10 protein-coding genes and 1 pseudogene are annotated in these 14228 nt (G+C 62.6%); 10 read left to right on the forward strand and 1 reads right to left on the reverse strand.

Features of this window, described 5'->3' with window-relative positions; genetic code table 11:
• From cobN to AB4N64_RS09805, 3 genes and pseudogenes are all read left to right on the forward strand, one after another.
• A complete protein-coding gene (gene cobN / locus AB4N64_RS09795; RefSeq protein ID WP_460124769.1) occupies window positions 1-3849 on the forward strand; it encodes a cobaltochelatase subunit CobN in 3849 nt (1282 codons plus the stop codon).
• A 164-nt stretch (window positions 3850-4013) separates the two neighbouring features.
• Window positions 4014-5014, forward strand: a pseudogene (locus tag AB4N64_RS09800) (ATP-binding protein).
• 53 nt (window positions 5015-5067) lie between these two features.
• A complete protein-coding gene (locus tag AB4N64_RS09805) occupies window positions 5068-5673 on the forward strand; it encodes a vWA domain-containing protein (RefSeq protein ID WP_460126693.1) in 606 nt (201 codons plus the stop codon).
• A 218-nt stretch (window positions 5674-5891) separates the two neighbouring features.
• Here AB4N64_RS09805 and AB4N64_RS09810 read toward each other — a convergent pair whose 3' ends face one another.
• Window positions 5892-7433, reverse strand: coding sequence for an MFS transporter (locus tag AB4N64_RS09810; protein WP_460124772.1), 1542 nt, complete (start codon window positions 7431-7433; stop codon window positions 5892-5894).
• Between the two features lie 164 nt (window positions 7434-7597).
• Between AB4N64_RS09810 and AB4N64_RS09815 the strand changes: the two genes are divergently transcribed.
• The 7 genes from AB4N64_RS09815 to AB4N64_RS09845 all read left to right on the forward strand — a co-directional run bounded on the left by AB4N64_RS09815 (window position 7598) and on the right by AB4N64_RS09845 (window position 14216).
• Complete coding sequence (locus tag AB4N64_RS09815; RefSeq protein WP_460124775.1) at window positions 7598-8464, forward strand: LysR family transcriptional regulator; 867 nt, start codon at window positions 7598-7600, stop codon at window positions 8462-8464.
• 370 nt (window positions 8465-8834) lie between these two features.
• On the forward strand, window positions 8835-10394 hold the full coding sequence (locus tag AB4N64_RS09820) for a TerC family protein (RefSeq protein ID WP_460124778.1): 1560 nt from the start codon (window positions 8835-8837) through the stop codon (window positions 10392-10394).
• A gap of 378 nt (window positions 10395-10772) precedes the next feature.
• On the forward strand, window positions 10773-11621 hold the full coding sequence (locus tag AB4N64_RS09825; protein WP_460124781.1) for a transporter substrate-binding domain-containing protein: 849 nt from the start codon (window positions 10773-10775) through the stop codon (window positions 11619-11621).
• Window positions 11622-11670: 49 nt separating this feature from the next.
• Window positions 11671-12333, forward strand: coding sequence for an amino acid ABC transporter permease (locus AB4N64_RS09830; protein ID WP_460124784.1), 663 nt, complete (start codon window positions 11671-11673; stop codon window positions 12331-12333).
• An 8-nt stretch (window positions 12334-12341) separates the two neighbouring features.
• Window positions 12342-13004 (forward strand): amino acid ABC transporter permease, encoded by a 663-nt coding sequence (locus AB4N64_RS09835; RefSeq protein WP_460124787.1) that lies wholly within the window; start codon window positions 12342-12344, stop codon window positions 13002-13004.
• Window positions 13001-13795 (forward strand): amino acid ABC transporter ATP-binding protein, encoded by a 795-nt coding sequence (locus tag AB4N64_RS09840; protein WP_460124790.1) that lies wholly within the window; start codon window positions 13001-13003, stop codon window positions 13793-13795. Before AB4N64_RS09835 ends, AB4N64_RS09840 begins: the two co-directional genes overlap by 4 nt.
• Window positions 13796-13826: 31 nt before the next feature.
• On the forward strand, window positions 13827-14216 hold the full coding sequence (locus AB4N64_RS09845) for a RidA family protein (protein ID WP_460124792.1): 390 nt from the start codon (window positions 13827-13829) through the stop codon (window positions 14214-14216).
• The last annotated feature ends 12 nt before the right edge of the window (window positions 14217-14228 follow it).

Genomic DNA, 14228 nt, shown 5'->3' on the forward strand with positions numbered 1-14228 from the left:
ATGCACCTGCTCAGGACCCAGCCCGGCGGTTTCGTGTCGGATGACAACATCGCCGACCTTGGACAAACCCCCGCCGAGCTGGTGATCCTGTGCAGTGGCGACTCCAGCCTCGCCTTGCTCGCCGAGGCCGCGCAACAGTTACCCGACGATTACCCGAGCGTGCGCCTGGCCAATCCGATGCAGGTGCAGAATCACGCCTCGGTGGATTTGTACGTCGATGAAGTGTTGCGCCATGCCAAGGTGATCCTGATTTCGCTGCACGGCGGCATCGCCTATTGGCGCTATGGCGTCGAGCAACTGATCGAGCTGTCCCGGCGCGGCGTGCAATTGATTCTGGTGCCCGGTGACGACCGCCCGGACCCCGAACTCAGCGACCTGAGCACGGTAGCGGTCGAAGAGCGTGACCGGCTCTGGCACTACCTGCGCCAGGGCGGCATGGCCAACGCCCTGGACCTGTTCCGCTGTTTGGCGAGTCGCTGGCTCGGTCGCGATTACACCTGGAGTGAACCCCAAGCCCTGCCGCGCACCGCGATCTATCACCCGAGCAAAAGCCCGGCTGTGCTCAGCGACTGGCAAGCCGACTGGGAGGCCGGGAAGCCAGTGGCGGCAGTGCTGTTTTACCGCTCGCACTTGCAGGCGGCGAACACGGGCTTCATCGATGTGTTCTGCCAGCGCTTGCAAGCGGCGGGGCTCAATCCCGTGCCGATTGCGGTGGCCAGCCTGAAAGAGCCCGGTTGCCTGACGGTGGTCGAGGACTGGCTGGACCAGGTCGACGCGGCGGTGATCCTCAACACCACCGGCTTTGCTCAATCCAGCCCGGAAGCGCCGCACCTGCGTCCGTTTCGTCGCAATATCCCGGTGATCCAGGCCATCTGTGCCCAGGACAACGAGCCCGGCTGGCGTGACAGCGAGCAAGGGCTGGGCCCGCGTGACCTGGCGATGCACATTGCGCTGCCGGAGCTGGATGGACGCATCATCAGCCGCCCGATCAGTTTCAAGGACCTGGCCTGGCGCAGCGAACGCAGCCAGTCCGATGTGGTGTGCTACCGGGCAGCGCCCGAGCGCATGGATTTTGTCGCTGAGCTGGCGTGGCGCTGGGTGGAACTTGCGCGGGTGCCCAATGGTGAGAAACGCATTGCCTTGATCCTCGCCAATTATCCGACCCGGGATGGGCGCATTGGCAACGGCGTCGGCCTCGATACGCCGGCCGCCGCCCTGAACATCCTTCGGGCGTTGCACGAGCAAGGTTACCCGCTGCCAGCCGAATTGCCGGACAGCGGAACCGCGTTGATCCAGCAATTGCTCGGCGGCGTCAGCAATGACCTCGACAATCTCGACCTGCGTCCGTGCCATCAGAGCCTCGCGCTGGATGACTACACGCGACTGTTCGAAGCCTTGCCCGAAGCCAATCGGCGGGCGGTGCTGGAACGATGGGGCAAGCCTGCGCAAGACCCGATGTACCGGGGCGGGCGAATGATGATCGCCGGGCTGCGCTTTGGTCTGACGTTTGTCGGCATCCAGCCGGCCCGTGGCTATCAGGTGGACCCGAGCGCGGTCTATCACGACCCGGACCTGGTGCCGCCGCATGGCTACCTGGCGTTCTACTTCTGGTTGCGCCACGCCTACGGTGCCCACGGTGTGATTCACGTGGGCAAGCACGGCAATCTCGAATGGCTGCCGGGCAAGGGCGTGGGCCTGTCGGAAAACTGCTGGCCGGACGCGTTGCTCGGGCCGCTGCCGAATATCTACCCGTTCATCGTCAACGATCCGGGCGAGGGCGCCCAGGCCAAACGGCGCACGCAAGCGGTGATCATCGATCACCTGATGCCACCGCTCACCCGCGCAGAAACCTACGGGCCGCTGCGCAACCTGGAATTGTTGGCCGACGAGTATTACGAAGCGCAACTGCTCGACCCACGGCGGGCGCGGGAGTTACAGCGTGACATCCTGCAACTGGTGCGCGAGACCCACATCGACCGCGAGTTGCAGCTGGACGAAAGCCTGAACAGTGACGCCGACGCGGCGATCTGGTTGCCGCGCCTGGATACGTATTTGTGCGACTTGAAGGAATCGCAGATCCGCGATGGCCTGCACATTTTCGGCGAATCACCAACTGGACGTTTGCGCATCGACACGCTGCTGGCATTGCTGCGCATCCCACGTGGTGATGGGCGCGGGGCGCAGTCGAGCTTGTTGCGGGCGTTGGCCAAGGCATTTGGATTAGGGTTTGATCCGCTCGATTGCGCGCTGGCCGAGCTGTGGGGCGGACCGAGACCGGAGGCGTTGCTGGCGGTCAGCGATGAACTGTGGCGCACGGCGGGGGATACCCGTGAGCGGCTGGAGTTGTTTGCCGCAGACCTGATCGTCCAGACACTGAATACCGCACCCTGTGGGAGCGGGCTTGCTCGCGATGGAGTATCAGACACTTTGGTGGTGACTGACACACCATCGCGAGCAAGCTCGCTCCTACAGGATGGAGGTGACTGGTCTGAAGTGAACACGATCCTTGACCATCTGAACAACACCGTCGCCCCACGCCTCGACGCCTGCGGCCCCGCAGAAATGCGAGGCCTGCTCGACGCCTTGAGTGGCCGCTTCGTGCCCGCCGGCCCCAGCGGTGCGCCGAGTCGCGGTCGCCTGGACGTGCTGCCCACCGGGCGCAACTTCTATTCGGTGGACGTGCGCAACCTGCCCACCACCACCGCGTGGCGCATCGGCTTCCAGTCCGCCAACCTGATTCTTGAACGACATCTGCAAGACCATGGCGATCATCTACGCCAGCTTGGTTTGTCGGTGTGGGGCACCGCGACCATGCGCACCGGTGGCGACGACATCGCGCAGGCCATGGCGTTGATGGGCGTGCGACCGGTCTGGGCCACGGGCAGTCAGCGTGTCGACGATTTCGAGATCCTGCCGTTGAGCCTGCTCGACCGTCCGCGGGTAGACGTGACCTTGCGCGTTTCCGGGTTCTTCCGCGATGCGTTCGCCAACCTGATTCGTCTGTTCGATGCCGCGGTGCAAGCCGTCGCTTCGCTCGACGAACCGGATGATCTGAATCCGTTGGCCGCCAAAGTGCGGGCCGAGCGTGAGAGCCTGCTGCAAGCCGGGTTCGATGAAGACGCGGCGCGACGCCAGGCCGGTTGGCGCATTTTCGGCGCCAAGCCAGGGGCCTACGGTGCCGGCGTGCAGGGCGCCATCGACGGTCGCCTGTGGCAAAGCCGCGAGGACCTGGCCGAGGTGTACCTGAATTGGGGCGGCTATGCCTACGGCGGGTCCGACGAAGGCACCGCTGCACGCGAGCAGTTCGCCCGGCGCTTGAGCCAGGTCCAGGCGGTGTTGCAAAACCAGGACAACCGCGAGCACGACTTGCTCGATTCCAACGACTATTACCAGTTCCAGGGCGGCATGCTCGCCGCCGTGGAAAGCCTCAGTGGCGCTGCGGCGGCCAGTTACCACGGCGACCACAGCCAACCGGATCTGCCAAAGATCCGCACGTTGAAGGAAGAACTGAACCGGGTCATTCGCTCGCGAGCCGCCAACCCGAAGTGGCTGGAGGGCGTCAAGCGTCACGGCTATAAAGGTGCGTTCGAGATGGCGGCGACGGTGGACAACCTGTTCGCGTTCGACGCGACGACGCAGTTGATCGACGATCACCAGTACGCGTTGCTGGCCGATGCCTATCTGCTGGACCCGGGGACCCGGGATTTTGTGCGCGAACACAACCCGCATGCCTTGCGTGATATGACCGAGCGCATGCTCGAAGCACAGCAGCGAGGCCTGTGGAAGGAGCCTGGGGAGTACCGCGAGGCACTGGAAAACCTGTTGTTGGATATAGAAGAAGATGGCTAGCTTCCCCCCACACACGCTGTGCCTCCTGTGGGAGCGGGCTTGCCCGCGATAGCGTTGGGTCAGCGATTCATGTATCTACTGACGCACCACTATCGCGGGCAAGCCCGCTCCCACAGGGGAAATATGTTGCTGATAAAACGACGACCACGATCGAGACAGACTTAATGACCCACACCCCACATTTCCCGCTTTCCGCCGTGGTCGGCGCCGACGACTTGAAACTCGCGCTGTACCTGACTGCCATCGACCCGAAAATTGGGGGTGTGCTGATCGAGGGCCTCGAGGCATGGCCAAGTCGACCCTGGCCCGGGGCCTGGCGGACCTGTTGGCCAGCGGCCAGTTCGTGACCCTGCCGCTGGGCGCCACGGAAGAGCGACTGGTCGGCACCCTCGACCTCGACGCAGCCCTGAGCGAAGGGCGTGCGCAGTTTTCCCCGGGCGTATTGGCCAAGGCCGACGGCGGTGTGCTGTACGTGGATGAGGTCAACCTGTTGCCGGACCATCTGGTCGACCTGCTGCTCGACGTCGCCGCCAGTGGCACCAACCTGATCGAGCGCGATGGCATTTCCCACCGACACTCGGCCCGGTTTGTTCTGATTGGCACGATGAACCCGGAAGAGGGCGAGTTGCGTCCGCAGCTGCTCGACCGCTTTGGTTTGAACGTCGCCCTGGGCGGTCACATCGCCCCACAGGCGCGTGGCCAGATCATCCGTCGGCGCCTGGATTTCGACAGCGACCCGCAGGTTTTTTGTGCGCACTGGGAAACGCAGCAACAGGCGCTGCGCGAGCGTTGCGAGCAGGCGCGTCGAGCCTTGGCGAGCATCCCGCTGGATGACGAAGCGTTGGCGCAAATCACCGAGCGTTGCTTTGCCGCTGGTGTCGATGGCCTGCGTGCCGACCTGGTCTGGCTGCGCGCTGCCCGTGCCCATGCGGCGTGGCGAGGGGCGCGCGCGATTGCCGGGGAAGATATCGACGCGGTGGCCGATTTCGCCTTGCGCCATCGTCGACGCGAACCCTCGCCGCCGGCACCGCAACAACCCGCGCAGGCACCTTCTAAACAAGACAGTCACCCCGGCACCGGCCAGGGGCAATGGGGTGAAATGCCGGCCCAGGCCCTGCCGGTCGGCGACCGTCGCGAAGTGCCGAGCTGGCCAAAAAAGCCCTAGGCATTCGCCCTCGATCGCAAGCGGGGGCGAATGCCAGACCCCGCGCCGGACGCCTGGAGCATGGCAATCAGGGCAAGCGGCGTGCTGCGCGCGACGGCTCGGTGAACTGGCCGGGCACCTTGCTCAATGGCCGGCCGCGCCAGCGTTCACAGTTGCTGTTCCAATGGCGCACCCGCTCCCCCCATGAGTTGTGGCTGGTGATCGTCGATGCCTCGGCTTCGACGCGACGCCATCAGGCCCTGAGCGATGCCAAGGGCTTGCTGGCGCAACTGTTCGACGACGCTTACCGCCAACGCGCACGCCTGGCGTTGTTAACGGCCAGCGGTGCCGCGCCGAAATGGCAGGTGCAGGGTTTGAAAGCTTCCAACGGCTTGCGTCACTGGCTCGATGGCCTGGGCGCCGGCGGCGGGACGCCCTTGCTGGCAGCGTTGCAAGAAGCCGAGCGTTGGATGAGCGCCCGCAAAAAACGCTTCCCGGCAGAGCAACAGCGCGTGCTGGTGGTCACCGATGGACGTTTGAAGGACTGCCCGGCCCTGGCGCCGCTGGACTGCCCGGCCTTGCTGATCGACATCGAGCGCGGCCCGATCCGTCTGGGCCGCAGCAAGGTATTGGCGCAGCAGTTGCAGGCTGAGTACCGGCACATCGACGAGCCCCTGTGAACACCGGACCTCTGTAGGAGCGAGTTCACTCGCGATGGTCGTCAACGATAACGCTGGCTGCCTGACACCCAGCGGCGTCTGGGCTTGCATCGCGAGCAAGCTCGCTCCTACAGGGGGGCGTCAACGTTGACGCGGACTCGCTGTCACCCCACCCATCGCACTCCGAGACTCGCCCCGAAGGCATGGGCTGTGAAGCCAATGCCGAGCGGGTGCTGGCGTCACTCAAGCACCAGGGCTTGTGACGCGGGCTGAGCGGGTATCGGATTGCGCATCAACGTGCCCACCACCAGCGCACCGAGCAAGGCCAGTAGCCCGGCGACCCACAAAAGCATGCTGAAGCCGCCGACGAAGGCCTGGCGCGCCAGGGGCTCGATCAATGCGTGGGCGCTATCGGGCAGCAGGCTCATCGCCGCTGCCATGTCGCCAGCCACCACCCGTGACGCGATGCCCTGGGTCTGGCCCAGCCATTGCGCGCCCTGTGCCGATAGGCTGGCGTGCAGTAATTGCCCGGTTTGGCTGGACAACAAAGCACCGTACACGCCGATGGCCAGCACAATGGCGCTGAAACGCATGGTGGTGCTCATGCCCGATGCCATGCCGGTGCGCTCGCGGGGCACGCAGGCCATGATGTTTTTCTGGGTGTCGCCATTGAGCAATCCCGCGCCGGCGCCGGTGACGGCAATCGCCAGGGCGAAGGGCAGGTAACCACCGCTGCTGACGGCCCAGGCGCTCAACAGATTGCCGCAGCCGACCAGCGTCAATCCGCTGGCCATCATCGTCGCCGGGGCGAACCGAGTGGACAGGCGCACGCCAATGCGCGGGCAGATCAGCATCGTCAGGGCAAAGGGCAGCATGCCCAGGCCCGACGCGATGGCCGAAAAACCCAGGCCGTTTTGCAGGTAGAACGGCAGCAGGGTCATCATCACCTGGGCGCAACCGGCATAGGCGAACATGCCCAGCAATGCACCAATGAAACGAGGGTGCCTGAACAGTTGCAGGTCGATCATCGGCCGCCGTTGCAGTTTTTCAATCACCACGAAGAGGCCTAGCAACAAAGCACCGCCGAGCAGGCGGGCGTAGGTGGTCGGGTTGCTCCAGCCGATCCGGTTGGCCTCGATCAATCCCCAGATCAGGCACAACAGACTGCCGCTGAACGCCAGGCTGCCCCACGGATCAAGTCGAGCGGATTGGGGATCGCGGGATTCCGGCACGGCGCGCCAGACCATGACCATCAGCAACAGGCCCACCGGCAGGTTGAGGTAGAAAATCCAGCGCCAGCCGATGTATTCGGTGATCAGCCCGCCGATGGTTGGTGCGGCCGTCATCGCCACGCCCATGCACGCGCCCCAGAATGCCCAGGCCTTGGCGCGTTCCACTTCATCGTGAAAGGTGTGGCCAATCGACGCCAGGGCCGAGGTCAGCAGCAACGCCGCGCCGACGCCCTTGATGGCCCGGGCGATGTCGAGAAACAACGCATTGGGCGCCGCGCCGCAGCCGATGGACGCCAGGATGAACAGGCCCAGGCCGCAGAGCAGGGTTTTCTGCCGGCCAAATCGGTCGGCGATGCTGCCGGCGGGTAACAGCAGGGCGGCAAACGCCAGCATGTAGGCGCTGACTACCCATTCGATGTCGGCGAAGTTGGCCCCCAGGTCGCGGGCGATCGTCGGCAAGGTGACGGCTACGATGTTGGTGTCCAGGACGATGAGCGAGCAGACGCCGGAAGCCGTCAACAGCGTGAGGCGTGGATTGACCGGGCTCATGCTGTGATTGCCTTTTGAGCAAGGTCGCTGGCATGGCGGAGGTTTTGGTGTTTGACGCGCATGGCAAGGGCTCTCTACTGTAATTGCCAGATGAGCTTATCGCGACGATCCAGTGGCTTTGTTAGCTTGCGATCGGCATTTCATTACCTTTGAGCTAATGCCCCATGGACATCCGCCATTTCCGTTACTTCCTGGCCGTTGCACGGCAGGGCAACTTCACCCGCGCTGCTGAACAGCTCGGGATTGCACCACCGACCCTGACCCGGCAGATCCAGGACATGGAGAACGAACTCGGCACCCGCCTGTTCGTACGCCAGACCCGCGAAGTCAGCCTCACCGAAGCCGGCGCCGCCCTGATGATCGAAGCCGAAGCGACCGTGCGTCAGTTCGAATACGCCCAGCAAAATGCCCAGCGCGCGGGGCGTGGGGAGATTGGTCATATTGAATTGGGCTATGTGGCTTCGGCCGTGTATTCCGGCCTGTTGCAGAAGCAGGTGCAGGCGTTCAGTCGCGAGTGCCCGGATGTGAGCCTCAACGTGCGCGAGTATCCGATGGCGTCCTTGCCGGCAATGGTTTTGGAGGGGCGATTCGATATTGGCTATGTTCGATCGCCCATGACCTTGCCCGAGGGGCTGGAAGCGATTCGCCTGGATGCCGAGGGCTTTGTGCTGGCGCTGCCCGGCGAGTCCTGGTTGTGCCGTTTGGGCGAGATTGGCCCTGAGCATCTGCAAGGCGAGACGTTCATCCTGCCGGAACAGATCAGCGGCACTCTGCAAGTCGCCGCCCAAGGCGGGTTTGCACCGAAGCTGGGCGCGCAGCCGGGCGGGCTGGTGGCGGTGCTGGCGCTGGTGTCATTAGGGCAGGGCGTGGCGGTGGTGCCCGAGTCGGTGGTCGGGCATGTGGGATTACCCGGTGTGGTGTATCGGTCGATCAAGGGCAACGAGGCGAATTCGTGGCTGTCGTTGATTCATCGGCGGTTCGAGAAGTCGGCGGCGGTGATGCGGTATATCGAGCGGGTGCGAATTGGTTGAATCCCCCTGTAGGAGCAGCCGGTCGACGCTCGATTGCTCGCGATGGCGACGTGTCTGTGCCGAAGATGTTGGATGTGCCGCCGTCATCGCGAGCAAGCTCGCTCCTACAGATTTTGTAATGATTTCCCACTGTGGGAAATATCGCTTCCCGCTGTACGCTCCAAGGCCATTTGTCTTTCAGGATTTGCATGAACACCCTCTCGGAGCCTCCCAGTTACCCTTCCTCCTCGCGCCATCGCGCGCGTTGCTCGTACGCAAAACACCCGGTCTTTCGGCGCCTGAATTCCTTTGTCATTGCAACCCCACGGCCTCTGCGCCGCGCTTTGCCGTGCCCGGCATTCTGAATTAACGAAGAGATCGAGACTTTTATATGGAATGGTTAGCTGACCCCACCGCCTGGCTGGGCCTGTTGACATTGATCGTGCTGGAGCTGGTGCTCGGCATCGATAACCTGGTGTTTATCGCCATCCTCGCCGACAAGTTGCCTCCCGAGCAGCGCGACCGTGCACGCCTCATCGGCTTGTCCCTGGCCTTGATCATGCGCCTGGGCCTGCTCGCGAGTATTTCCTGGTTGGTGACCTTGACCCAGCCACTGTTCGAGGTGTTCGACAAGAGCTTCTCCGGACGAGACCTGATCATGCTGTTCGGCGGTGTGTTCCTGTTGTTCAAGGCCACCATGGAGCTGCACGAACGCCTCGAAGGCCATGTTGGCGAGCGCACGGCCAACACCGCTTACGCGATGTTCTGGCCCATCGTTGCGCAGATCGTCGTGCTCGATGCAGTGTTCTCGCTGGACGCGGTGATCACCGCCGTGGGCATGGTGGATGAATTGGCGGTGATGATGATCGCCGTGATCATTTCCATCGGCCTGATGATCGTCGCCAGCAAGCCGCTGACCCGCTTCGTCAACGCCCACCCGACAGTGATCATGCTGTGCCTGGGCTTTTTGATGATGATCGGCTTTGCGCTGACCGCCGAAGGCCTGGGCTTCCACATTCCGAAAGGCTACCTGTATGCCGCCATCGGTTTCTCCATCCTGATCGAGGTGTTCAACCAGATCGCCCGGGCCAAACGCAAACGCTCGATGCAGGGTTTGCGGCCGATGCGTGAACGCACTGCGCATGCGGTGATGCGCTTGCTGGGTGGTCGTAAACTGGCGGCGGAAGAGGTGGGTGAAGAAATTGCCGACATGCTGGACAACGGCGAGCCCCCGACTGAAGAGCTGTTCGACCGTCGTGAACGGGTGATGATCAGCGGTGTGCTCCAACTGGCCGAACGACCGATCCGCACGCTGATGACCGTGCGCGCCGATGTCGACTACATCGACCTGGCCGATGACGCCGAGACCATTCGCACACGCTTGATGCACTCGTCCTATTCGCGCTTGCCGCTGATCCGTGAGGGTGCGGTGGATGAACCGCTGGGCTTCGTGCACAAGAAGGAGCTGCTCAAGGAGTACCTGAGTGGCAACGAGCCCGATCTGGCACACCTGGCGCGCCAGGCCATCAACCTGCTGGACAGCTATTCGATCCTCAACGCCCTGGAGCAGATGCGCAAGGCCTCGACCCACATTGCCTTCGTGGTCAATGAATTCGGTGACTTCGTCGGCGTGCTGACCATGACCGATATCCTCGAGTCCATTGCCGGCGAGCTGCCGGACGCCAGCGAGATCGAAGGCCCGGACGTGGTCGAGGAGAAGGGCGGTTTTGTGGTCAGCGGCGCGCTGAACCTGGCGCGGGTGCGCCAACGCACCGGCTTTGCCGCCGAACCGACCGACGACTACCAGACCCTCGCCGGGCTAGTGGTCAGCCTGCTGGACCGCTTGCCGATGATTGGCGACAGCCATGAGTGGGAAGGTTGGCGGATGACCGTGGTGTCGGTGGAAGAACGACGGGTGACGCGGGTGTTCCTGGCACGTATGGACGCCTGACCCACTGTAGGAGCGAGCACGCTCGCGATGGAGGACCAGGCACCGCGGGGTGTCAGGCCTCCAGCGTTATCGTTGACGACCATCGCGAGCATGCTCGCTCCTACAGGGGATTTGTGAACGACACAGATCCTCTGTGGAAGCGGGCTTGCCGGTCCAATGTGGTGCAAATACCCGCCCGCTGTAGCCAACGGTAGCGCTGCGCCATTGCTTCCTCGGGTGACAGCAATTTCTTAGAACAACCCATCCCCCTGATTCAAAACACTTTTCAAATCTCGCTCCCACCTCGTTACAACCTGTGGCACACTTTCTGCTGTCTATTCCGCTGTTACATACTACGTTCCGGTATAGCGGAATAACTCACATCCAGGAGTGCTTGCCATGCTTCGCCGACCTTCCTTGTTCAAAGCGTGTGTTTTTCTTTTTGCAGCTTCGGCTGCTGCCATGGGCGTGGCCCAGGCGGCGGACAGCAAGCTCGATAGCGTGCTGGCCCGTGGCAAATTGATCGTGGGCACTGGCAGCACCAATGCGCCTTGGCACTTCCAGGGAGCGGATGGCAAGTTGCAGGGTTTTGATATCGACATCGGACACATCATCGCCAAGGGCTTGTTCAACGATCCGGACAAGGTCGAGTACGTAGTGCAGTCTTCCGATGCCAGGATTCCAAACCTGCTGACCGACAAAGTCGACATCAGTTGCCAGTTCATCACCGTCACCGCCAGCCGAGCCCAGCAGGTGGCGTTCACTTTGCCGTACTACCGCGAGGGCGTCGGCCTGCTGCTGCCGGCCAACAGCAAGTACAAGGAAATCGAAGACCTGAAAGCCGCCGGCGACAGTGTCACCGTGGCCGTGCTGCAAAACGTCTATGCCGAGGAACTGGTGCACCAGGCACTGCCCAAGGCCAAGGTCGATCAATACGACAGCGTTGACCTGATGTATCAGGCCGTGAACTCCGGACGCGCCGACGCGGCAGCCACCGATCAGTCCTCGGTCAAATACCTGATGGTGCAGAACGCGGGTCGCTACCGCAGCCCGGCCTACGCCTGGAGCCCGCAAACCTATGCCTGCGCGGTGAAGCGCGGCGACCAGGACTGGCTGAACTTCGTCAACACCGCCCTGCATGAGGCCATGACGGGCGTTGAGTTTCCGATGTACGCCGAGTCGTTCAAAAAATGGTTCGGTGTAGACCTGCCAACCCCAGCCATCGGTTTCCCCGTCGAATACAAATGACCCCGTGGGAGCGGGGCGGACAATCGCCCCGCTCAAGGTATTGCTGACCATGAACTATCAGTTGAACTTTGCCGCCGTGTGGCGCGATTTCGACACCTTGCTGGCGGGGCTCGGCCTGGGCCTGCAATTGGCGCTGGTGTCGATCGCCATCGGCTGCGTGATCGGCCTGATGATGGCGTTTGCGTTGCTGTCCAAACACCGGGCGTCGCGGGTACTGGCGTCGGTGTATGTGACGGTGGTGCGTAACACGCCCATCCTGGTGCTGATCCTGTTGATCTACTTCGCCTTGCCGAGCCTGGGCATCCGCCTGGACAAGATTCCCTCGTTCATCATCACCCTGTCGTTGTATGCCGGGGCCTATCTGACCGAGGTGTTCCGGGGCGGTTTACTGAGCATCCCCAAAGGGCAGCGCGAAGCCGGCCTGGCCATCGGCCTGGGTGAGTGGCAGGTCAAGGCTTACGTCACCGTGCCGGTGATGCTGCGCAACGTGCTGCCTGCGCTGTCGAACAACTTCATTTCGCTGTTCAAGGACACCTCGCTGGCGGCGGCGATTGCCGTGCCGGAGCTGACCTATTACGCGCGCAAGATCAATGTCGAGAGCTACCGGGTGATCGAAACCTGGCTGGTGACCACAGCGCTCTATGTTGCGGCCTGTTACCTCATTGCCATGCTGCTGCGTTACCTCGAGCAGCGCTTGGCGATCCGCCGATAGGAGGCCCCATGTACGAATCACCCAGTTGGTTGCATGAGTTGTGGGTTGCCCGCGAGGTGCTGTGGCAGGGTTTTCTCACCAGTGTGCAGGTGTCGGCGCTGGCGATCCTTTTGGGCACGATGGTCGGCATCGTCGCCGGCCTGGTGCTGACCTACGGCAAGTTCTGGATGCGTGCGCCGTTTCGTTTCTACGTCGACCTGATTCGCGGTACACCGGTGTTCGTGCTGGTCCTGGCCTGCTTCTACATGGCGCCGGCTCTGGGCTGGAAGATCAGTGCGTTCCAGGCGGGTGCCCTGGGGCTGACGCTGTTCTGCGGCTCCCACGTCGCCGAGATTGTGCGCGGTGCGTTGCAAGCCTTGCCCAGTGGGCAGATGGAAGCGAGCAAGGCCATCGGTCTGACGTTCTACCAGGCCTTGGGCTACGTGTTGTTGCCCCAGGCGTTGCGGCAGATCCTGCCGACCTGGGTCAACTCCTCGACCGAAATCGTCAAGGCCTCGACGCTGTTATCGGTCATCGGTGTAGCCGAGTTGCTGCTCAGTACCCAGCAGATCATCGCCCGGACCTTCATGACCCTGGAATTTTACCTGTTCGCCGGATTTCTGTTTTTCGTCATCAACTACGCCATCGAATTACTCGGCCGGCACATTGAAAAGCGGGTGGCCTTGCCATGACTCAGATTCAAACCAATGCACAAAACGGCCAACCGCTGCTCGACATTCGCGGCTTGCACAAACAGTACGGCAAGCTTGAAGTGCTCAAGGGCGTCGACCTGACCATGCAACGCGGCAACGTCGTCACGCTGATCGGCTCCAGCGGCTCGGGCAAGACCACCTTGCTGCGCTGCGTGAACATGCTCGAAGAATTCCAGGGTGGGCAGATCATGCTCGACGGCGAGTCCATCGGCTATGACGAAGTCGATGGCAAGCGCGTGCGCCACGCGGAAAAAGTCATCGCCCGGCATCGTGCCATGACCGGCATGGCGTTCCAGCAGTTCAACCTGTTTCCGCACCTCACCGCGTTGCAGAACGTGACCTTGGGGTTGCTCAAGGTCAAGAAGCTGCACAAGGACGAGGCCGTGGCGCTGGCGGAGAAGTGGCTGGATCGGGTCGGCCTGCTGGAGCGACGCAATCACTTTCCCGGCCAGTTGTCCGGTGGTCAGCAACAGCGCGTGGCGATTGCCCGCGCCATCGCCATGAACCCCAGCCTGATGCTGTTCGACGAAGTCACCTCGGCCCTCGATCCTGAGCTGGTTGGCGAGGTGTTGAACGTGATCAAGGGCCTGGCGGACGAAGGCATGACCATGCTGCTGGTGACCCACGAAATGCGTTTCGCCTTCGAGGTCTCGGACAAGATCGTATTCATGAACCAAGGGCGCATCGAAGAGCAGGGGCCACCCAAGGAGCTGTTCGAACGCCCACAATCGCCGCGTCTGGCTGAGTTTCTCAAGAACACGCGGTTTTGATCCCTTTTATTTCCAAGCAGGAGAAGCACTCATGAGCATTACGCGTTACGGCACCGGCAGCAGCGCTGCCGGCGGCACGCCTCGCCCTTTTGCCCGCGCCGTTGAAGCCGATGGCTGGCTGCATGTTTCCGGGCAGGTGCCGGCGCTGGATGGCGAGATCATCAATGGCGGCATCGTTGAACAGACGCACCAGACCATGAAAAACCTGATCGCCATTCTCGAAGAGGCCGGTTATGGCCTCGAAGACGTGGTGCGCGCGGGCGTGTGGCTGGACGACCCGCGGGATTTCACCAGTTTCAACAAGGTCTTCTCCGAGTACTTCAAACCCGAACACGCCCCAGCGCGGGCGTGTGTGCAGGCAAGCATGATGGTCGATTGCAAGGTTGAGATCGACTGTATTGCCTACAAGAAGAAGGGCTGAGGATTGCGGTGC

This window comes from Pseudomonas sp. S2_C03, from assembly GCF_054668405.1.

Bases quoted from the DNA above. Each gene is read 5' to 3' on its own strand.
- cobN (WP_460124769.1), top strand. From the start codon at position 1: ATGCACCTGCTCAGGACCCAGCCCGGCGGTTTCGTGTCGGATGACAAC.
- AB4N64_RS09810 (WP_460124772.1), bottom strand. From the start codon at position 7,433: ATGAGCCCGGTCAATCCACGCCTCACGCTGTTGACGGCTTCCGGCGTC.
- AB4N64_RS09815 (WP_460124775.1), top strand. From the start codon at position 7,598: ATGGACATCCGCCATTTCCGTTACTTCCTGGCCGTTGCACGGCAGGGC.
- AB4N64_RS09820 (WP_460124778.1), top strand. From the start codon at position 8,835: ATGGAATGGTTAGCTGACCCCACCGCCTGGCTGGGCCTGTTGACATTG.
- AB4N64_RS09825 (WP_460124781.1), top strand. From the start codon at position 10,773: ATGCTTCGCCGACCTTCCTTGTTCAAAGCGTGTGTTTTTCTTTTTGCA.
- AB4N64_RS09830 (WP_460124784.1), top strand. From the start codon at position 11,671: ATGAACTATCAGTTGAACTTTGCCGCCGTGTGGCGCGATTTCGACACC.
- AB4N64_RS09835 (WP_460124787.1), top strand. From the start codon at position 12,342: ATGTACGAATCACCCAGTTGGTTGCATGAGTTGTGGGTTGCCCGCGAG.
- AB4N64_RS09840 (WP_460124790.1), top strand. From the start codon at position 13,001: ATGACTCAGATTCAAACCAATGCACAAAACGGCCAACCGCTGCTCGAC.
- AB4N64_RS09845 (WP_460124792.1), top strand. From the start codon at position 13,827: ATGAGCATTACGCGTTACGGCACCGGCAGCAGCGCTGCCGGCGGCACG.